This window comes from Paenibacillus sp. 10L310 (assembly GCF_056395745.1).
The window spans coordinates 757,874-779,241 of sequence record NZ_JBFTKC010000001.1 but is presented as its reverse complement, the minus strand read 5'-3'; the positions used below and the strand labels follow the sequence as shown (position 1 = coordinate 779,241).

Below are 21,368 nucleotides of genomic sequence, written 5' to 3'. Positions count from 1 at the left end.
CTCCAATGCGACATAAAGTCACTGTAGAAGAAAGGGCGATGTTTAGTTATAAATCAAGACTTGCTCTGTTCAATCTGCTCTGCAAGTTCATTCAGAACGGTCCAGCGTTCCATCAATTCATCCAGATGACGTTCAGCCTCAACCTGCTCCGCCATCAACTCCTGCAGACGGGCAGAATCACTAAATGACTCTTCCATCTCTTTGTTAATCCGGACAAGATTGGCTTCAGCCTTCTCAATATTTTCATCAATCTGGTCGTATTCACGTTGCTCCTTAAAGCTGAATTTCAACTTCGGTTTAGCCGCTGACACAGCAGGCGTCGTTTTCTCCGATGACTGCTTCACCTTTGCCGCTCCTGTATCACTCTCTTGATTAGCTCCAGGCACATTTTTCAGCATCCATTCCGCATACTCACTGTAGTCGCCGACGTGCACACGTACAGCACCGTTGCCCTCAAAAGACAAAACTTTATCCACAGTACGATCAAGGAAATAGCGATCATGGGATACGACAAAGACAACACCGGGAAAATCATCCAGGTAGTCTTCCAGTACAGCGAGTGTCTGGATGTCCAGATCATTCGTCGGCTCATCCAGTAGCAATACATTCGGCGCAGCCATCAGCACACGCAGCAGATACAGGCGACGCTTCTCTCCACCAGACAGACGCGAGATTGGCGTCCACTGGGATGCCGGGGTAAACAGGAACCGCTCCAGCATCTGGGATGCTGTAATCAGAGAGCCATCAGCTGTTTTCACATTCTCGGCCACTTCTTTAATATACTCAATCACACGAAGAGATTCGTCCATCTCCTGATGTTCCTGTGTGAAATAACCCAGATTGACCGTAGGACCAACGTCAACCACACCTGCATCGGGTTCCAGCTTGCCAGATATCATCTGAAGCAACGTGGACTTACCACTACCGTTCGGTCCGACAATCCCTACCCGATCTCCAGGTACGGCAATATAACTCAGATCTTCGATCAGCGTGCGGCCACCCACGGATTTGGAAAGATGCTCGATCTCCAGAATCTTTTTCCCCAAACGAGTGGAGCCAACCGATACTTCCAATGAACCCGAGCGCTGGACTCCTTGCTGGTCTTTAAGTTGTTCGAAGCGATCAATTCTCGCTTTTTGTTTCGTCGTCCGTGCCTTGGCACCACGACGAATCCATGCAAGCTCCGTCCGAAGCAAGTTCTTACGCTTCTGTTCCGAAGAAGCTTCCCGTTCTTCGCGCTCCGCCTTAAGTTCCAGGAAACGTGTATAGTTCGCTTCGTATCGGAACAAACGTCCATGATCCAATTCCAGCATGACATTCGCCACACGATCCAGGAAATACCGATCATGCGTAATCATAAGCAGTGCGCCGCGGCGCTTCTGCAAGTACTGCTCCAACCAAACGACCGAATCGTTATCAATATGGTTCGTCGGCTCATCCAGAATGAGCAGTTCGCAAGGATGAATCAGTGCAGCAGCAAGTGCTACCCTTTTGCGTTGTCCACCAGACAATGTGCCCATCAGTGCATCGAATTGACGAATACCCAATTTGGACAAAATGCTCTTCGCTTCACTCTCCATCTGCCAGAGCTGAAGCTGCTCCATTTGCTGATTCAAACGTAATAATCGCTCTTGCAACGCTGGATCGGACGAATTCAGTTCCAATAATTCCATCGTTTCCGTATATTCACGCACGGTTTTCATTTCCATGCTGTCACCTTCAAATACTTGTTGCAGTACCGTATTATCCGGATTGAAGTCCGGATTTTGCGCCAGGAACTGAATACGTACGTCATTACCGATCGAGATCTGTCCCGCGTCTGCAGGTTCCATACCCGATATCACACGCAAAAACGTGGATTTACCGGTTCCATTTACCCCAACGACACCAATCTTGTCCTGATCAGCCATACCAAATGAAGCATCCTTGAACAATATTTTTTCGCCATAACTTTTTGCAATTTGCTCTACCGTCATTATGTTCATTGCTCGTACCCACTTCTCTGTGAATTAAAATTCAATATTACGTACATCCGCGCACTTACTTTAAACTTGTAAAAAAGAACGGCATCCGTCCAGAAACAAAGCTGCTGCAAAAGCAATTCGTTTGTTCAGATGTTCCTCATTAAACTCCGGATTCAACATGATATCCATCTTCAGCCGGTCCAGAATTCCGATATATGCTTCAGCGAGCAATACAGGCTCAGGTACACTTGCACTCTCCAGTACCTCACACACCATACTCATGTATTGATTCATGAATGCCTTCATGAATTTCATCAGATCCGGATCATTATTGGGTGCCATAAAAAAGAGCTTGGTATGATTGCGACGCTCATAATAATACGTAAGGTGCGTCTTGGCTATTGCTCCAAGTTTATCACCTGTGTTCTCATGCGAGTTCAAAGCATATTCAAGACGACTGATAAAACTGTTACAATCCCGCTTGGATACTGCGATAAATAATTGTTCCTTGCTTTTGAAATATAAATAAATGGTGCCTTTTGCGATGCCGGCTTCGTCTGCAATATCAGACATTTTGGTCTCATAAAAACCTTTCGAGCCAAAAATACCATAGGCCGCATCCAAAATAGCCTCCGATTTGTCTCCCTGTACAGTGCTCAAAATGTACTCCCCCCTACAACGCCAAAATGTTACCTAAACCAATCGCCACACATCCGCCGATCACCGAGCTAAGCACGTTCACCAGGTCGTTACTCATCCATGCCCAGCCACGAGCCCGAACCGTTGGATGCCCGCAATGTTCATGTACCTCAACTTCACGGCCACACACAGTACAACGATACATCATCTGCACCGTTGCGCCCAGATAGGAATCGGCAAAAGCACCTGCCAACCCGCCTGCAAGACCGACAAAAGTCCAACTAAACAGACTAAGCCCTTCTATCCCGGCGATCCAGGAAAACAAGAATGCTCCCGCACCAATCAGAGCCCCGCCTACGGCTGCAGCCACGGTGCCAAGAAGTGAAACACCTCCTGAAGCACCTGGCGTAAGTACCTTCCACGTGAGAACAGAGCGCGGCGGCTTTCGACTGAGACTCCCAATTTCGGTTGCCCATGTATCCGATGTAACGGTAGCCATTACACCAATGAAAGCATATACCCATGCCGGATGTGGAAATATCCAGTATCCCAGACATAGGAACATGCCCATTCCACCATTAGCCATCACTTGTCCGGCATCCCGATTTCCTGACTTGGCATAGGATTTCTCCAGCTCCTGCTTCCGATCTTTACGAAACCTGGAGAGCAACGTTGAAGTAATGAAAAACAACAATAACGTGCCAAACCAGAACAGGTTACCCGCTCCGTAATATATCGTTCCCATCATGATGGCTGCCAGGCAGCCAGACAGGGTTAGCGACTTTTTCGCATAGGCAGCTCCTGCCACCATAGAAGCGCATACGGCGCCAATAATCCAATCCATAATGTCTCCTGCATGCAGCGTATGTACAGCCCGCATGACGTTTATTGTATTTTTGAAATTCAATTATACCACGGTTTGATCCCAATGCCGAAACTCCTTACGCCAGCACACAAAAAACCTGTTTCGGCCTCGTTTAGAAGTGCCAAAACAGGTTATTGATCAAACGTTAAAACAAGATACCTTCCCTCTTCAAGTAACGTCTGGAATTCAATGTTCCTATGTCCTAATTTAGACCCGCTTCGCTCCGCCAATGACCCCATATCGGTAGAGTACTTTGCGACCAAACCAGTTGAACAAACGATCCGTCAGAAATCCCATAAAACCCAGGGAAATCAGTCCGACAAAGATCCAATCTGTTCGGAAAAAGAGTCTGGAGTTCCAGATTAAGTAACCCACTCCCTCATTGGAGGCAATCATCTCAGCACCGATTATGGCCATATACGAGGTTCCCATCGCCAGTCGCACACCTGTGAAGATATACGGGGTTGTCGCCGGAACAATCACATGCAGCAGAATCTGCCGTTCATTGGCTCCCATACTGCGGGCCGACCGGATTTTGTCTTCTTCAACGGAGAGTACACCTGTCAGTGTATTCAATACAACAATGAAGAAGGTTGCATACATAATGAGCGCGATCTTGGATTGCTCACCAATTCCGAACCAGACCAGAAATAAGGTAATAAAGGCGATCGGCGGGATAAAACGTATAAAGTTAAGGAACGGTTCCGCGAACAGCCGGATGAGATGAACTTTACCAATAATCAGCCCTACCGGAATAGCAATGATGCTTCCGAGTACCCAGCCCCCCAGTACACGAGTGAAGCTGATTCCGATATACTCCATCAGCGTACCGTCAGCTATCAGTTCGCGTGCTCCCAGGATCGTGTGCCACGGACCAGGGATTACGTCAGGCCCATAGATGAGGGCACCAAGCTGCCAGATTAAGATGACCGTTACCCATAGAAGCGGGATAGACACCCATTTTTTCTCCAACCATTTCATCTTACATATCACCTCAGTTATTCTTCAAAGTGGCCTTGAATTCGGTCATACAGGGTGTTGAACTCAGACGAGGCGATGTTCCTCGGGTAAGGTAAGTTGTTGTGGTAAATATCCGTTATATTCGAAGATGGACCTACAGACATAATGCCTATGCGCTCACCAAGCAATAACGCCTCCTGAATATCGTGTGTGACAAAGATAACGGTTTTATGGGTTTCTTTCCAGATATTCACCAGTTCTTTCTGCATGGTGCGTCTCGTCATGGCGTCCAGCGCACCGAATGGTTCATCCATCAGCAAGATCGCCGAGTCATTCGCAAGTACCCGGGCCAATTGAACCCGCTGCTTCATGCCACCCGAGAGTTCTTTCGGAAATTTCCCCTCATGAGCACTCAGTCCAACAAGCTGGATGTAACGGTCAGAGATCTCACGTCGTTGTGTCTTAGGCACCTTGGACATTCGAAGTCCGAATTCAACATTTTCCCTCACAGTTAGCCATGGAAAGAGAGAAGAATCCGCCTGCTGGAATACCATTGCCCGATCCCTGCCCGGTCTGTCGATCTCCTTGTTATCCACCTTGAGCTGTCCGCCCGACTTGGAGATAAAACCCGCAATCATATTCAGTAACGTTGACTTGCCACACCCACTGGGACCAAGCAGGACAAAGAACTCTCCTCCCTTGATAACCAGATCGACATCCTTAATGATATAATGCACATCCCCATTGGTCGGGGCATGATACGTTTTCCGAAGCTGTTCAATATGAATGGTATGCTGAGTTGCAGGTAAGGACATAACGGACACCTCCCATTTGAATATAAATTATTTACTATATGTCACTTTATCCGGCAGAGCCTGCTGGAGAGAAGTCAGATCGAGTTTGGAGTCGAGATCAAAATCCTGTTCGATGATTCCAGTGTCCACCATATATTGCTTCTGACCTGCCAAACTATCATAAGCAGCCTGCGTAAATCCAACTTCCCATGGATTGATCGGAAGGTCTTTCAACGTGGCATCTTTAGGCTGTTTGGTCTCTTGATACATCAGATCCGCAACTTCTTCAGGATGCGCTTGAGCATACGTGGATGCTTCATCCAGCGCCGCAAGGAAGTCACTGATCTTTTCAGGGTTTGCCTGGATGAATTCATTACTCGATACCAGTCCCATACCAAGGCGTATAGGGGTCTGAGACATATCCGTCAGCTGATGCACTCCTTCGAGTGCATCGAATTTATCGGTTAACGCGGAACCTATAACCCAAGCGGCATCAAGATCTCCCTGTTTCAGTGCGATGTAGGCTTCATCAAAAGCCCCCTGACCAATTTGCGTCACATCACTCAGCGCCACCCCCTGATCTTTCAAATATTCATCCCATAGATACGGAATAAATGTGCCTCGAATGAAACTCACTTTCTTGCCCTTCAAATCCGCTCCACTCTGAATATCCTCCCTTGCATACAGCTTCCAGGCGGCTGCCGCTTCATCCGTAGTCTGGCCTGCAGAAGCGATGACTGAATATTCCCCTTTAGACAAAGCATTTAATACAGGGAAGTCTGCCCCGTACGCAATATCTACCTGTTTGATAAATAGTGCATTTACACCTTCAGCCGGCGAGCCAAACGTAATACTCTCTGCATCAATGCCCCTGTTTTCAAAAAAACCTTTGGCAATGGCTACCCTGAACGTTGGGTTCGTACTTGTATCTGCAATTCGAATTTTTACATTATCGGTATTCTTGCCGGTAGCGTCTTTTGCTCCAGATCCTGCTGCGTTTGAACTGCATCCGGATAATAGGAGTGCCGTAGCCAGAAATAATATCAATATGCCGGTTACTATGGATGGTTTTCTCACAATATACACCCCATTCGATCTAGTCATGATTCTTGACGCTTAACCGCCTGACTTGCCTTCATCCGACGTTGCCACACAGGCTGCACCCTCCACAAATGGAAGAGTTGTCTCTACGCTCACGATGGATGCAGAACCTTTGGGTGCTGCTCCCGGGACCCTGTAGGTGGAGACATCAATGGCTTCGATGGCAACTTCCTGCGGTTTCTCCAACTGTGGAACCCACTGATAAGGAACTCGATATGAGCGATAGACCATATTGGTATTCCGCCCATCTGTGTACGGGGAGACATACTCCCAGACCAGCTCATGCTCCGCTGTCACTTCGAACAATCTGCCATTGGAACCCTCGGTTATTAGGGTGTTGCCGTTAGGTAAACGCTGGGCGGAACTGATGTATGGGCTATAAAATTTATAAGAATCCGTCGGAACTGAGAAACCTGCTTCTGCCGATGTATACTGCCAGACAATCTCCAGGGTGACCGGGTTAATCTCCAGTACACGGGAGTGATCCCGAATCGCATGTTTCAATCCAAATGGAGAAGCCGGATTGGGAAGGCCGTAACCTGCCCAGCCGCCATTGTCGAATACGAGCAAATTGCCTTCTCCTGGTAGACCTTGGGGAATGATATGTGCATGATGCTGTCCGATAATTGTGCCAATGTGTTTCGCTTCAGTTGAAGTATAGTCTGGTCCTAGTCTCCACACGATCTTTCCACTCTGTCTGTCTGTAATGGCAATAATGTTGGCCTCTCTGGCATCCCAGATAATATTGTCGGGGTGGAACCGTTCGTCTCCGTCTTCATAGAAGCGGTTGGGTCCGACATAAGAAGCAGAATTAATATGTAACCAGTCACCGACTCCACCGCCAAGATGACCGAAAGAGCGTGTATTCGGATCACGGAACAGGACATTTCGAGCAGCTTCATCAAAACCTAATTCTTCAAAATGTTCGTTAGGCAGCCACTCCCAGAGTACCTTCCCTTCCCAATCCACTTCGATAATGGCATCATCAAGCAATGGCTTATCTGAAATTTGCGGGTTACTCACATTTTTGTGTGCCAGAATAAGGGTTTTACCATTCTTCGTCTTTGGCGCAAGGCCAGGTGCATAATAACCTACCGGATTCCCCTCACGCTGATAATCATGATGCTGGCGGGCATACCATAGTGGCTCATACCCCGGATCTTCGATGTGTTCGTAGCTATTGTATTTCCATACAATGTTGCCGTCCCAATCCACTTGGACCAGATCGACATTATCCTGAATACCGAACTTCGGATCTCTCCGACCCGTGCTGCCCAGCACGTAGCCGCCAGGTAATATTTTGGCCGGAAAACCTAACAATCCTTTCCACAGGTGAACCTCCTTGCCATTCATATCGATCAATACTACGCCTTCTTCACCTGCCTGATAAACGGTATAACCGCCCCAAGCCTTATCCGGATGGTATAACGTCGCTCCAGTTGGATATATTGTTGAGTGTCCCATTGATCATCTCTCCCTAGAATGTTTGTGGTATATCAAATGTCGTTACATTGACCCAACCTCAATAACTGAGATAGTTCCTCTTCCCGGCATTGTCCCGCTGCTTCTGCTCAAGGTCACTTGTGGAGGACCGATTATGTTCTTGTATCCCGTTGCTCTCCGCCAATTCCAGCACCGTGTCCGAGAATCCCTCCAGATTCGCTACTACCCGCTCGTAGAATTGACTTTGTTGCTCCAGTTCCTCACTCGTAAAACCCTCAAACAGAAGCGTGATACATCGGGCACCGATGTTGCTGTTTCTCGCATACATCTCCCGCCCGCTGGATGTGATGTCCAGTAAAACCGTCCGGCGATCGTCTTCCTTTCGTCTGCGGATGGTGAGTCCCTTTTTTTCCAACTTATCGGTTAGAGCAGTAATGGCACCGGATGTAAAGTCCAACTGTTCTGCCAGATCTCCAAGCCGCTGTTCTCCCTCACGAATGATTTTGTGCAGGATAAGCATGCCTGGCAGGCTGATACCTTCTACAGAGATGCGATCCCGCTCTTTGACGAATCGTCTGACCATTTTGCGAAATAACCAATCCGTCCGCTCCAACGCTTCCCAGTCTCTATCACTCATTTCATAACCTCCTTGATCGTTTGAAGCTTCAATAAAGATACGAAAAAAGGCCCCCGAGGACATTCCTTAGAGGAGTAGTCCCGGGAGCCTTTGGTGGTCCAATCAGCTCAATGCAGTTTTCAGTTCAAATTAGTTCACTGTTCATTTAATGAGTATTAAAATAATTGAGATTATCATATAACCAACTAACCCAACCTGTCAAGTGAGAATTAAAATATAGATCTACTTTTACAGTCATTACCCGCCGGTTTGAAATTACTTATCCTGTTTTAAGTTTCACTTCAGGTTTCCCGTTTACACTATTCTCAGATCGAAACATCTATAACTACATCAACCAAAAGCTACGATTCAGTTCGTACTCAACTACAGAAATGAGGATTATCCATATGAATATGAAAAGAGTCATTATTATAGGCACAATGATTGTCACTATGTCCTTCGCTGGAACAGCCTGGGGCCAGTCTGCCATCTCTCCCATACCTACTGCTAAATGGTCCATCGTTGACTTGGACACTCGTGAGGGAAGCAGTGATGAGCTGCTCGACGCTCTGAATCAGGCTTCAGAAGTGGATCTGTATCAGGAACTGTACAACGGCAAATCACTGAGGACAATTACGGAAGAAAATAACGGGAATTTGGATGAGGTCATCGCTATACAAGTAAGACAGCTCAGAGAGCAGTTGGATGAACGGCTCGCAAATGGAAGTATCAGCTCGGAGCAACATGCTGCACAACAAGCTGAACTGGAAGAGTTGGTCACACAGAGCGCAAATACAGCATACAGCTTGGCGTAAATTAGTAGCGTATCCGTACGATGAAGGTATAAACATATATCCACGATAACACAGCAAAAAGGAGCGTATTCACGCCCCTTTCTTGTACCCTACTCACCTCAAGCAGGTATGATGTGTAATCCTTATTGTGCTACCCCAATCGTGCAGGCACCCAAGGATTCGCCGTCCCATGCCAGTTCGAGCACATCTCCTGCTTGTGTTGGTCCAACACCTTCAGGTGTTCCTGTAAAAATGACATCGCCCGGCCCCAGGCCGTAATGGTGACCTACATAATCCACAATATCTTGTAAACTGAAGATCATGTTACGAATGTTACCACGCTGGACTTCCTCACCATTTTTGGTCAATGTAAAGTCTTTCTCGAGTAAAGCTGCCGCACCCGGGAATGCCTGAAATGCAGTAACCGGAGCGGAATTTCTGAACCCTTTGGCCGCTGTCCATGGGTGCCCTTTTTTCTTAATCACGCTCTGTACGTCACGTAACGTAAAATCAATACCAAATGCATACGCCTCCACCAGCTCATCTACCGCCATACCTGGCTCATAACTCCGGCCGATTTGCACGACCAGTTCAGCTTCATAGTGAACTTCACCCTTGCTAGCAGGCAATTCAAGCGTTTCACCATTCAGGGGCACGACTGCATGAGAAGGTTTCATAAAGATCATTGGTTCATCCGGAACCGCGTTACCCAATTCTTCCGCATGAAGTTTATAATTGCGTCCTACACAGTATACATTGCGAATGTTAGTCAACATGGGTATATTACCACCTTTATCGGATTCATTAGTGCATATAGTAAAGTTAAGGTCTGAAAAATCGGCTACTTGTCTCCTGAAATGCCAGCTCCCACACGTCAGGACGGTTCGTACATAACATCAGTTCTGGATCAACTGCCGCCAGTTTCTTCATAATGGTCTTGTCATCCACTGTCCAAGCCATCACCCGAATGCCTGCACTCCGCATCTCGTTCATTAAGGATTTGTCTACATTGGTGTATCCAATCGAGAGGAATGTACAATTCATCTGCCGCAGCGCGGTTAACAGGTCACCTGGTCGTGCATCGATAATTAGCCCCGTCTGGATCTCCGGTGCAAGTTTCTTCACTTCGATCAGTGCGGCTGGTTCAAATGAGGTGATCACAACATCATTTTGCATATGTCTTTTTCTCACTTCATGTATAACAGCCGCAGGCAGACCCGGGTACATGTCTCCCTGCGTTTTCAGTTCAATGTTCAAACGCACTCTGCCGCACGAGCGATCTAACAATTCACTTAGCGCCGGAATCCGTTCTCCTTTGTAAGACCTGTTTTTCCATGCTCCGGCATCCAGACGTTGCAGATCAGCCCAATCAATTTCCCGAACCAGGCCCTTGCCATCCGTCGTGCGATCCACAGTAAAATCATGAATGACCACTGGTACACCATCACGCGACAACTGCACATCCAGCTCCATCCACTGAACTTCAGGTCGCTCCATGGCCATCAGGAATGCAGCCATCGTATTCTCTGGTGCGATAGAAGAAAATCCACGGTGTGCTACACAAAGGTTGTTCATTCGATTCCCTCCTCAAAAAGGTTTTTAATTAGGCGAAGCGACTCCATTCCCATCATATCGAATACCCGGGGAGAGCTTTGCCATCTGTTCCAACAGCAGTTTGTTCGCCTCATCAATCATTGGAATGGCCTGACCTAACCCGGCCTCATAAGGGATAACTTTCATGCTGCAAGCTGCATCTTGACTACAGCGAGCCTGAAATACCGCCGTTTTCCACGTCTCTTCGGTTGTTGATCTGGAGAAAATGAAATTTCCCGTACTGTATGCAATCCACTTCCCCTTATAGTATTCCAACCCTTGCAACACATGGGGATGACCACCTATGACCAGATCAGCGCCAGCATCTACAAACTCATGAGCCAATCGGGTCTGGTCACTATTTGGAGTACTTACACGTTCTTCTCCCCAATGTGCAACCACGATCACCAGATCAGCCTTCTTACGTGCCTCCTGGATCGCTTTGACTGCTCCTGTGGAATCATAGGCTTCAGCCACGCCAGCCCGATTGCCTTCAGCCTTCCAACTCGTTTCCGGTACAACTCGGGAGAACCCAAGCAATGCAATTTTCATGCCTTTGCGTTCCAGATATGCTGGTGCATAGGCCTCATCCCTGTTCATACCTGCCCCGGTGTGAGCTATGCCATATTCCTTAAGATAAGTTAACGTATCCACCAAGCCCTCTACGCCCTGATCCAGAATATGATTGTTAGCCAAATTGACAGCATCAAAACCGGCTGAAGCCATTGCCGCCAATGCTTTGGGCGATGATTTGTAGACATAGGTTTTATCAGCTGCACTGGTACCACCATGAGTTATTGGTGTCTCCAGGTTACCGATGGTAAGATCATCATCCTTGAATAATCTGCCGAGTTTGGCAAAGGGATAATCATAACCGTTCTTATCCAGCAGTTCAGCAACTTTGCCCGAGAATTGAATATCACCAACAAAGTTAATCGTGACATCCTTCGTTGAATTGGAAGGTTTCGACGTCCCTGATTGCTGATCCACACCTGCATTTCCCTTTGTGCCGGACGGTGTCGAATCTGCCGTAGGTTTTTTCGTTCCGGATTCTGCTTTCTCACTATTGGTATTGCTTGAAGTGTCAGGTGTCGCTACTCCAGATGTCTTATCTGCATCCGCTGTTGTCTCTTCATCCGTAGCTTCGGGTTCTTCTTCCGAAGTCTCATCAGATTCCGAGTCTGGAGAAGTTAATTGATCCCCGCCTTTGGCATCATCTCCAATGGAAGGCTGATCCTGATCGACGATTTCTTGTTTCACTGGCTGGTCTGCCTGTTGCTGACGTGTATTAATAACATAAAAAATGCCTATCAGACCAATTGCCATGATCAATACAAGATTAACTGTCCAGATGATTCTATCGCGGGTGCGCTTTCTTTTTTTTCTCTCTACACTTCGATCTGATCTTGGGGGATACATAAGCAACTCCTCTTCTTCACAGCCATACATACCATTATATCAGGCATATTCTGGATTTCCATCATTCCTTGGAACTGTATCGATTGAAAGGGTATGAACTCAGTTAGCTTCCAGATCTTCATATAAAAAAAGCCATCTCTCCAGTAGATAATTCTACGTTTGAGACAGCTCTCTTGCTGTACTTAATCTGCTACAAGCTCTTGTGTAGCCTGAACAGACATTTCCTTCGCTTGTCTGATGCAATCAGGCAAGCCTACGCCCTCATAACCTGCACCTGCAATGTACACACCCGGTAATTTGCTACCAAGCTCCTCACGGAGGGCGGCAATATGTTGGAGGTGTCCCACCGGATACTGTGGCATGGATTTACGTAGCCTTGTAATCTCGGAGAAAATCGGCACCGCTTCGATACCCATGGTCTCTCTCAGATCCTTGAGAACGAGATTCGTCAGCGCTTCATCCGGAAGTTCTACGTTCTGTTCGTCACCGGAGCGACCAACATAACAGCGAAGCAGCACCTTATCATCCGGGCTCGTATGCAGCCATTTCGTCGATGTCCACGTGCAAGCCGTAATATTACGGCCCTCTTTCCGCGGAACGAGGAAACCCGATCCGTCGAATACATGCTCCACCTCTTTTTTCTCAAAAGCGAGCACTACATTGGCTACAGACACATAGTTAATCGCATCCAGTGCCGCTGTATCGACGTGAGGCTTCAACAGCTCAGACGCAACATACGTTGGCACAGTAACCACTACATCATCGGCTTCAAGCATTTCGCCATTATCCAGTTCAACACGGTATCTGGTTTGTGCTGCATCAAGACGTTGCAGTGACTTCACCGCGGTGTTCAGACGTTGATCCACATCCTGCAACTCATGGACGAGTGCATGAACAAGACTCTGGAGTCCCTGACGAAAGTTCAAAAAAGCACTTCGTTTTGTTCCGGTATGCGTCTCAGCCGGTTTGCGGCCTGTCATCATGCCCCGGATCAAGCTGCCGTAATCGCGTTCTACTTCTCCGAACTGCGGGAAGGTAGCCTGGAGGCTCAATCGTCGCATGTCACCTGCATAGATTCCCGCGAGCAACGGTTCCGTCAAGTTCTCCAGCACTTCTGCTCCAAGACGGCGTTCAATCATATAACCGAGCGATTCATCCTCTGTTGTACGACGCGGCGGGATGACAAAATCCATCAACGCCCGCAGTTTGCCTGCCGGAGAGACCAGACCACTTCTCAAGAATGATCTTAGTTCCGTCGGGATACCGAGAACAAGTCCTGCTGGCATAGGATGAAGCTTGCCACGCTGCATGATATACGTTTTCTTCGACTCCGGATTCTGACTGACCAATTCATGATCAATCTCCAATTCTTTGGCAAGGTCAATCATTGCTGTTTTGCGAGCCAGGAAAGAATCCGGCCCTTTTTCAATCACAAATCCATCCCGGTGCAGTGTCTCAATCATGCCTCCCATGGACGAGCTTTTCTCGACCAAAGTAATCACAGGTTCAACTCCTGCTTCCCGGTAATGCTTGCGGATATAAAATGCCGCGCTGAGGCCGGTAAGGCCACCGCCGACAACAACAACACGGCGTTTCTTATCACCCATTACTCATCCGACCCTTGCTGCCATTGGCTTATAATAACGTCGCTTAACGTCTCCATGTATAGAGGATCGCTATTGAGAGAATCAATACGCATCAGGCGCATGTCGATCTCTTTGGCAATCGATTTGGCCTCAATATCAAGATCATAGAGCACTTCGAGATGATCCGAGACAAACCCGATTGGTGCCACAAGCACATCCTCTACCTGTTCACGAGAAAGCTCCTGTAACGTATCCAGAATATCCGGTCCAAGCCAAGGCTCAGCTGTTCGTCCGGCACTCTGCCACGTAAATTGCCAACTGGTTATGCCTACACGTGATGCAATCACTTCCGAAGTCTCCAGCAATTGTTGCGGGTATGGATCACCCATCTCCACAATACGCGCCGGCAGACTGTGCGCACTAAACAACACCTTCACATCTCCGCGTTTTGCTCCAGCTTCTTCGAACGCATCCAACTTGGCACTGACACGTGTGGACAACGCCTGAATTAACTTTGGATGCAGATGATAACTCTCAATAAAGGACATATGAACGCCCAGCTCTTCTGCTTTTTCACGCGCACGTTTGATATAACTGCCTACACTCATCGTGGAAAAATGAGGAGCCAGTACAATACCAATCGCTGTCTGAATTCCATCCTTCGCCATCTGCTCCACGCCATCCTCAATAAACGGATAGGCATGCTTCAGTCCTTGATAACAACGGAATTCCACATCAGTGCCACGCTCATCGCGGTTTAATGTCTCTTGAAGGGCCTTGACCTGATTGTCTGTGTTCTCCCGAAGTGGGAAAACACCGCCAACAATGGCTTCATAACGATCCGTCAGTTCTTTCAATTGCTCTGGTTCAGGCGGACGTCCTCTGCGGATATGTGTGTAATACGCTTCAACACTCTCCATATTTTCCGGTGTGCCATACGACATCACCAGTACACCTACAGTATTAGTCATTGGTTACCGTCACCCCACTCTTCATTGCTTCGGCAGAATATTCATGAATATACGCCGTTAGTTCTCTGAGCTTTTCTAGCGATGCTTCAGGAAATAATCCGTGTCCGAGGTTGAAAATATAACCCGGCTCCTTGATTCCTTCGTCAATAATCACTTTGGCTTGCTCTTTAATCAGTTCCATCGGGGCAGTCAGCAAATATGGGTCCAGGTTACCCTGTACTGCAAATTTGCCGCCAAGACGTTGACGCCCTTCCGAAATGGATACTCTCCAGTCCAGTCCAATCACATCGGCTTGCAAATTATGCAGTGCTGGCAACAACTCACCGGATGCAACACCAGGGAAATAAATCTTCGGTACATTCAAATCCGATAATTCGGTAAAGATACGGGTAATCGTAGGCAACACATATGTTCTGAAGTCTTTGGGAGAAAGTGCTCCAACCCAGCTGTCAAACAACTGGAATGCCTTACCGCCATTCGCAATATGCGCACGGACATATGTAATAACCATATCACCAAGCTTCTGCATCAACTTGTGCCAAACCTCAGGCTCGCTGTACATCATCGTTTTGGTGCGGATATACCCTTTCGAAGGTCGTCCTTCAATCAGATAACTCGCAATCGTGAATGGTGCGCCCGCAAACGTAATAAGAGGCACATCAAGCTCCTTATCCAGAATTCGAATGGTTTCCAGAATATGTGACAGATCTCCTTCTACGTCGATGGGACGCAACCGATCCACATCTGCAGCGGACCGAATAGGATTATCGATAACTGGACCAATATTTTTTACAATGTCAAAATCAATGCCCAATGAGGCAACCGGATTCATAATATCGGAATACAAAATAGCCGCATCTACACCAAGTTTGCGTACCGGCATGAGTGTAACTTCAGCCGCCAGCTCGGGTTGTTTGCAGATTTCTAACAAGGAGTACTTTTCTTTAATTTTGCGATATTCAGGATCGTAACGTCCAGCTTGACGCATGTACCATACCGGGACACGGTCTACCTGTTGTTTGAAACTTGCCCGAATCAGTCGATCATTATAGCTCATGTAAGAAGCCTCCAATAGTTTTTGGACTCATAATTACCATTATGCCCTTTTTAAACAGCCGTAACAACCACATGCAGATGCGTTCTACGTGACAATACTATGACATTCCTTACACCCATCCCTCATATGCCAATTATGTTATAATGAAAGAATGGTGTTTTTTTGAGAATTACAGAAATATCTTTGAAAGGAAGTGAAAGCACTTTGAAAACGTGGAAAGTAAACCTCATTGTGCTTTGGTTCGGACAATTTTTGGTCAATTCGGGCATGACCATGATTACCCCATTTTTGTCTCTTTATCTCGCAAGAGATCTGGGCGTTGTTGGCGAACATGAAATTGGCATATGGGCGGGATTTATTTTTGCAGCCAATTTCCTCACCTCATTTTTGTTCCAACCGCTCTGGGGCAAGTTATCGGACAAGTATGGCCGAAAAGTAATGCTGCTGCGTTCGGGATTCGGGATGGCCATCGTAATTGCCCTTATGGGTCTGGCACAGAACCCTTGGCAGCTTCTCTTATTGCGATTGCTTAACGGTACCATCTCCGGTTTCAATCCTGCAGCTGTTGCGCTGATATCAGGTACCACACCTAAAGACCGCATGGGTTTTGCCATGGGAATCAGTCAGTCCGGGCAGGTTGCCGGCACAATCTTGGGTCCACTTATTGGTGGCTTGTTAGCGGATGCGGTAGGCTTTCGCCCCATTTTCTACATTACAGGTGGACTGATCTTTGTTGCTTCCATGCTCGCCATGTTCCTGGTGAGAGAGAAGTTTGACCGTCAAGAAGCAGCCAAACTGCCGGCACAATCCGTATTGTCCGGTCTGAAGGAATTGAACAAGTCACCTCAACTGCCCGCACTGTTCGCTGTAACGTTTCTGTTGCAGTTTGCAATGATCAGCCCCATGTCACTCTTGCCGCTGTATGTACAAAAATTGCATGCTTCGGATGTAAACGTGGCCTTCTGGGCAGGACTTGTCGGTGCAGTTACGGGACTATCCAATATGGCGATGTCTCCGATTCTCGGGAAACTAAGTGACCGGATTGGTCCTCACAAGGTGCTGACGTTCTCCCTCATAGGAACAGGACTCATGCTTATTCCGCAGGCATTTGTTCAGACCGTGTGGCAGCTCATTCTTGTTCGTTTCATGATGGGTGTGTTCATGGGCGGCCTGCTTCCGAGCGTTAATGCCTTGATCCGTTCCTATACATCCGATAGCATGATCAGCCGTGCATTCAGTTTTAATACGAGTACTCTGGCGCTCGGCAACATGCTCGGAGCAATCATTGGAGGATTTATGGCAGGATTCATCGGGATCGAAGGTCTGTTTATCGTATCTGGCGGACTGCTGCTGCTTAATATGGTTTGGGTCCGATTCAAATTGTATAACAAACCTGCTTCTATTCGGGAATCCTGATTCCCTATCCATTTCTTTAAATAGTCCATCTTAATTTTTCATTTGAAAAAGCCGCTTCCAGCGCCTAATTGGCCTGAGAGCGGCTTTTGTCATTCATGTGCCATTCATTATTTATTTATTAGATTGTATTGTATCGGATAATGCTTCACACCAAACACAAAGGCACTTTGTATCGGTTGCAGAGCCGTTCCCGGCACAAGTTGAATGTTTCCCATGTGCTGAAGCAATGTATGAAGAACTACCCTTGCCTCCAAACGAGCGAGTGGTGCACCCAGACAAAAATGAATGCCAAAACCAAAGCCCATATGCCTGTTCGGCTTGCGATCAGAGATGAAATCTTCCGGGTTTTCAAATTGGGCACTGTCCCGATTGGCTGCTCCAACCCAGGAAATCACCTGCTCTCCAGCTTGAATCGTCTGACCATTCAACTCTACAGTTTCCTTGGCGACCCGCCCAATCGCCACAATTGGCGGATAATATCTCAGCGTCTCTTCAATCGCAGAAGTAATCCGTTCTGGATGTTCACGCAACTCCTGTTGTAGCTCGGGTTGTTCAGACAGAATACGAACCGCATTGGTAATCAGGTTGGTTGTTGTTTCATTACCGGCAGCAAGTAAGAGAATACAAAAGCCTACCACTTCATCTGAAGTCAATTGCTGACCATCAATCTCCGCAGCAAGCAGTAATGAGATCAGATCATCCTTTGGCTGCAACCGACGTTCTTCCATAATGCCAGTGAAATAGATATGCAACTCCTGCATATTTCTTTTTTTCTCCTCCAATAACTCCTGGAAGGCCTGCTCACTATCGTCACGCGCGCCTTTCACCAACACATCAGACCAGTCTTTGAACTTTTGACGATCCGCCGCAGGGACTCCGATCAATTCCGCAATGACAATGACAGGCAATGGTGTTGCAAGGTCATCAATAAGTTCCATATGTCCTTCTGACAGGTGTGGAGCAATTAACTCATCTGTGATTTCCTGAATACGCGGAGACAATGCTTCAATTGCCTTGGGTGTAAACGCCTGGTTCACCAGATCACGCAGCTGTTTGTGTTTGGGAGGGTCTGTCGTCAACATGCTCGTATTGGCACGATCACGTGCAGAAGAGAATAGTTTCGGATTTTTCAGAACGTACTTCACATCTTCATAACCAAAAACATCCCAACATTCTCGATGCTCATCATAGCGGACTGGAGTGTTATCACGAAGTTCTGCATACACCTTGAAGGGAGATAACCTCTCTTCCAAAGTCTCCAGTTCCCGAATCGGAATGTAATTTGCATACTTTCTCGGTGCCTGTTTCATCGTTTCTCCTCCAATCAATATTATATATTTATTTACATATGTTGATCACCCCTATTATAAACATAACTCTATAACGAAACCACTCTTTAGACCGTAATTGAGCCCCATTACCTAATATGCGTTACTATCATCCTCTCATTCTGTTACCTACTTCTGATATGAGTCCCAATTCGACATTCTTTTATTAAAATGCTTCATTTTATCAGGACAAAAGACTCATTATGTAATGTTAACTAACATTAAAAGGGCTTATTTTCCTTCAAAAATACTAAAACCGCTTCTTTTCTATCTCTAATCAAAATGAATAATCTTTCATAATTCCTTATAAACATCATTTTACTCTCATTATCTATGAATGTAACCGATTACTCTATTGTTATCTATATTTGTCATATTACTTAACATAAAATACAATCAATTTGAAATGGTATACATATTCTTCTTAACAAACTTAACATCACACTTACTTGAAGGAGAGTGCTATTCATGAGTAAAACATCCAATCTTCGTCCCTGGGCCGTATGGAGTACCGCAGCTTTAACAGCATTGACCATCTCGTTGTCCCCCATTGGAACCTACGCCGCGCACGCAGCTACGGTAGAGGTGAAAGGCACAACAGGTGCTATTCAGACAGCAACTACTACTCCAGCTCGTAACACTTCCATCCCTGCAATACCAGACTCTTCCAAGCAATCTGCACTTCCTAATGTATTGGTGATCGGAACTGGCGGAACGATTGCTGGTCAATCCGAGGATGCCACCAGCTTCCAGAATTACAAGGCAGGTACACTTCCCATTGGAGAGATGGTAGACGCCTTACCGGATAAACAGAAGATTGCCGATGTTAGCACGCTCCAATTCGGAAACTCAGGTTCAGGTTCCTATAGCATGACCGACCTCTATGACTTGTCGCAGACGGTAGACAAAGCTCTGGCAACGTATGACAGTGTTGTCGTTACCACGGGTACAGATACAATGGAAGAAATCGCTTATTTCCTCGATATGACGGTTCAGAGTGACAAACCTGTCGTGATCACAGGCTCCATGCGTCCATGGACCGTCATCGGTTCTGACGCTCAAGCCAATCTGTACAACGCCATCAAACTTGCAGGTAGTGGTCGTACCACTTCATTTGGCACAGTACTCATGTTGAATGACACAATCCAGCTTGCTCGTGGTGTAACCAAGACAAATGATTATCGGACAGATACGTTTGAAACGCCGATGCTCGGCGCTGTAGGATATATTGATGAAGAAAACATTCGAATCTACCGTGCTCCTGCACGTGCCTTGAAACCTGAAGGCACAGCAAAGCCCATATTTGATCTAAGTAAAATCACAAAGGCAGATCTGGCCAAAGTAGAAATTGCGATCTCATATCAAGAAGCTGGCGGTGGAGCCATTGAAGGATTCGTGAGCAGCGGTGCCAAAGGAATTGTGACTTCCGGTACCGGAGCTGGAGGTATCTCCAGAGCTATGGGACAAGCTCGTACCAAAGCCATTGAAGAAGGTGTCATCTTTGTGACCACCACTCGGACGGGTTCAGGAAGTGTGTACGGTGGCGGCAAAGGTATCATTGCAGGCGACAACCTGAGTCCACAACAAGCTCGTGTATTATTGATGCTGGGCCTGTCCTTCAGTGATGATTTTGACACCATCAAAAAATGGTTTGAAACGTACGGAACACCTGAAGTATAAATCGAACTACTACAACGATATCTGTAAATACAAAGAAGAGACGATACTCCCTGTGATTCAAGGTGTGTCGTCTCTTCTTTGTGTGTTTTCAGATTTTATGATTATTTTTTTAGTTAAATAAAACCTGAACAGATAAACAACAAAGAAAACTAGGGTTGCAATATGTAAAATATAAACTGGCAGTATTAAAAAGGGCGTGTATACGTTAAGAAAATGAAATACGAAACCTGAGATCAGAAGCAAAGAAAGAAAAATAAATAAAGGTCTCAATTCAACACCTCCATATATAGAAATTTATAACTTTTTATATACAATGTTACCATAAAATAACTGAAAGTTAGTTATGATCTCTTCTTCACTAAAAAAACTCCGATGGAACACGCCCCCTCACAAACATAAAAGCGTGAGATCGTGTTTCATTGGAGTTTTATCTTTAGGAAATATCCACTTTTACTTCACCCAAGCAAGTACCAGCCCATCGTAATCGGGCAACATGGTCGTCACCAGGCGCGGGTCACTTGCCATCTGTTCATTGAAACGACGAACAGCAAGCACGGCCGGGCCCTGCTTGTCCGGATTCAGCGTACGACCACGCAGGAAACAATTATCACCTACGATGACAGCACCTGGCCGGGCCAGCTTAATGGCATAGTCAAGATATACCGGATAATTCTCCTTATCTGCATCAATAAAGAAGAAATCGAATGTGCGACCTTCCTGCTCCAATTGCTCCAGGCTGTCTGCCGCCGGGCCAATGCGGTACTCCACCTTTTCGCCAAAACCACCTTCCTCCAGATGACCACGCGCCATTGCCGCATATTCCTCTTTCAGTTCCAGCGAAGTCAGGGTTCCATTCTCACGCAAACCACGCGCAATGCAGATCCCACTGTAACCGCCCAGCACGCCGATTTCGAGCGCAGCTTCTGCTACGGATGTCTTCGCTAGAAACGTGAGCAATCGTCCATATGCCGCCGCAACCGAAACTTCCGGCATACCGTTCGAACGGATGGCCTCTTTCACTTTCAGCAAAAGCTCATCCTCTTGAAATAATTGATTTACATATTCATCAGGGGTCAGATTCACCACTAAAATCCTCCTTGGACACTTGGACTGCTTTCCATATGGATGCCAATGTTCTATAA

At 46.8% G+C, this 21,368-nt stretch carries 19 protein-coding genes; 3 read left to right on the top strand and 16 right to left on the bottom strand.

The genetic code is table 11. The features are described 5' to 3' along the window. Nucleotides 1–53 precede the first annotated feature (53 nt). The 8 genes from AC1DE7_RS03820 to AC1DE7_RS03785 form a co-directional block, all read right to left on the bottom strand. The gene (locus AC1DE7_RS03820; RefSeq protein ID WP_477533767.1) at nucleotides 54–1,985 is read right to left on the bottom strand and encodes an ABC-F family ATP-binding cassette domain-containing protein; all 1,932 of its coding nucleotides are present in this window, start codon (nucleotides 1,983–1,985) and stop codon (nucleotides 54–56) included. Between the two features lie 60 nt (nucleotides 1,986–2,045). Further along, complete coding sequence (locus tag AC1DE7_RS03815) at nucleotides 2,046–2,624, bottom strand: TetR/AcrR family transcriptional regulator (protein ID WP_017689402.1); 579 nt, start codon at nucleotides 2,622–2,624, stop codon at nucleotides 2,046–2,048. A gap of 13 nt (nucleotides 2,625–2,637) precedes the next feature. Continuing rightward, nucleotides 2,638–3,447 (bottom strand): DUF92 domain-containing protein, encoded by an 810-nt coding sequence (locus tag AC1DE7_RS03810; RefSeq protein ID WP_036609682.1) that lies wholly within the window; start codon nucleotides 3,445–3,447, stop codon nucleotides 2,638–2,640. A 228-nt stretch (nucleotides 3,448–3,675) separates the two neighbouring features. Further along, entirely contained in the window at nucleotides 3,676–4,449 is a 774-nt protein-coding gene (locus AC1DE7_RS03805; RefSeq protein ID WP_477533766.1) for an ABC transporter permease, read from the bottom strand. A 17-nt stretch (nucleotides 4,450–4,466) separates the two neighbouring features. Next, a complete protein-coding gene (locus AC1DE7_RS03800) occupies nucleotides 4,467–5,243 on the bottom strand; it encodes an ABC transporter ATP-binding protein (RefSeq protein ID WP_340016530.1) in 777 nt (258 codons plus the stop codon). A gap of 27 nt (nucleotides 5,244–5,270) precedes the next feature. Beyond that, the gene (locus tag AC1DE7_RS03795; protein WP_477533765.1) at nucleotides 5,271–6,299 is read right to left on the bottom strand and encodes an ABC transporter substrate-binding protein; all 1,029 of its coding nucleotides are present in this window, start codon (nucleotides 6,297–6,299) and stop codon (nucleotides 5,271–5,273) included. A 39-nt stretch (nucleotides 6,300–6,338) separates the two neighbouring features. Then, complete coding sequence (locus AC1DE7_RS03790; RefSeq protein WP_477533764.1) at nucleotides 6,339–7,787, bottom strand: aryl-sulfate sulfotransferase; 1,449 nt, start codon at nucleotides 7,785–7,787, stop codon at nucleotides 6,339–6,341. Between the two features lie 58 nt (nucleotides 7,788–7,845). After that, nucleotides 7,846–8,403: a MarR family winged helix-turn-helix transcriptional regulator gene (locus AC1DE7_RS03785; protein ID WP_036670114.1), complete on the bottom strand. Its 558-nt coding sequence runs from the start codon at nucleotides 8,401–8,403 to the stop codon at nucleotides 7,846–7,848. 386 nt (nucleotides 8,404–8,789) lie between these two features. Between AC1DE7_RS03785 and AC1DE7_RS03780 the strand changes: the two genes are divergently transcribed. Continuing rightward, the gene (locus tag AC1DE7_RS03780; RefSeq protein ID WP_353882778.1) at nucleotides 8,790–9,197 is read left to right on the top strand and encodes a hypothetical protein; all 408 of its coding nucleotides are present in this window, start codon (nucleotides 8,790–8,792) and stop codon (nucleotides 9,195–9,197) included. A 122-nt stretch (nucleotides 9,198–9,319) separates the two neighbouring features. Here the strand turns inward: AC1DE7_RS03780 and AC1DE7_RS03775 are convergent, their stop codons facing one another. The 6 genes from AC1DE7_RS03775 to hemE all read right to left on the bottom strand — a co-directional run bounded on the left by AC1DE7_RS03775 (nucleotide 9,320) and on the right by hemE (nucleotide 15,802). Then, entirely contained in the window at nucleotides 9,320–9,952 is a 633-nt protein-coding gene (locus AC1DE7_RS03775) for a fumarylacetoacetate hydrolase family protein (RefSeq protein ID WP_127543969.1), read from the bottom strand. Nucleotides 9,953–9,998: 46 nt separating this feature from the next. Then, entirely contained in the window at nucleotides 9,999–10,751 is a 753-nt protein-coding gene (locus tag AC1DE7_RS03770; RefSeq protein ID WP_036609699.1) for a glycerophosphodiester phosphodiesterase, read from the bottom strand. A gap of 24 nt (nucleotides 10,752–10,775) precedes the next feature. Continuing rightward, a complete protein-coding gene (locus tag AC1DE7_RS03765) occupies nucleotides 10,776–12,188 on the bottom strand; it encodes a CapA family protein (RefSeq protein ID WP_477533763.1) in 1,413 nt (470 codons plus the stop codon). Nucleotides 12,189–12,370: 182 nt separating this feature from the next. Next, entirely contained in the window at nucleotides 12,371–13,795 is a 1,425-nt protein-coding gene (gene hemY / locus AC1DE7_RS03760; RefSeq protein WP_477533762.1) for a protoporphyrinogen oxidase, read from the bottom strand. Beyond that, complete coding sequence (hemH, locus tag AC1DE7_RS03755) at nucleotides 13,795–14,745, bottom strand: ferrochelatase (RefSeq protein ID WP_477533761.1); 951 nt, start codon at nucleotides 14,743–14,745, stop codon at nucleotides 13,795–13,797. Before hemH ends, hemY begins: the two co-directional genes overlap by 1 nt. Further along, entirely contained in the window at nucleotides 14,738–15,802 is a 1,065-nt protein-coding gene (gene hemE / locus AC1DE7_RS03750; RefSeq protein ID WP_036609707.1) for a uroporphyrinogen decarboxylase, read from the bottom strand. Before hemE ends, hemH begins: the two co-directional genes overlap by 8 nt. A gap of 204 nt (nucleotides 15,803–16,006) precedes the next feature. Here hemE and AC1DE7_RS03745 point away from each other — a divergent pair, with 204 nt between their 5' ends. Further along, entirely contained in the window at nucleotides 16,007–17,218 is a 1,212-nt protein-coding gene (locus AC1DE7_RS03745) for an MFS transporter (RefSeq protein WP_036670103.1), read from the top strand. 107 nt (nucleotides 17,219–17,325) lie between these two features. Here AC1DE7_RS03745 and AC1DE7_RS03740 read toward each other — a convergent pair whose 3' ends face one another. Next, the gene (locus tag AC1DE7_RS03740) at nucleotides 17,326–18,528 is read right to left on the bottom strand and encodes a cytochrome P450 (RefSeq protein WP_477533760.1); all 1,203 of its coding nucleotides are present in this window, start codon (nucleotides 18,526–18,528) and stop codon (nucleotides 17,326–17,328) included. A 486-nt stretch (nucleotides 18,529–19,014) separates the two neighbouring features. Between AC1DE7_RS03740 and AC1DE7_RS03735 the strand changes: the two genes are divergently transcribed. Continuing rightward, entirely contained in the window at nucleotides 19,015–20,226 is a 1,212-nt protein-coding gene (locus AC1DE7_RS03735) for an asparaginase (RefSeq protein ID WP_477533759.1), read from the top strand. 450 nt (nucleotides 20,227–20,676) lie between these two features. On the opposite strand, the gene AC1DE7_RS03730 is transcribed toward AC1DE7_RS03735, so the two are convergent. Further along, nucleotides 20,677–21,309 carry an O-methyltransferase gene (locus tag AC1DE7_RS03730; protein ID WP_477533758.1) on the bottom strand — a complete coding sequence of 211 codons (633 nt, stop codon included), beginning with the start codon at nucleotides 21,307–21,309 and terminating at the stop codon, nucleotides 20,677–20,679. Nucleotides 21,310–21,368: the final 59 nt, after the last annotated feature.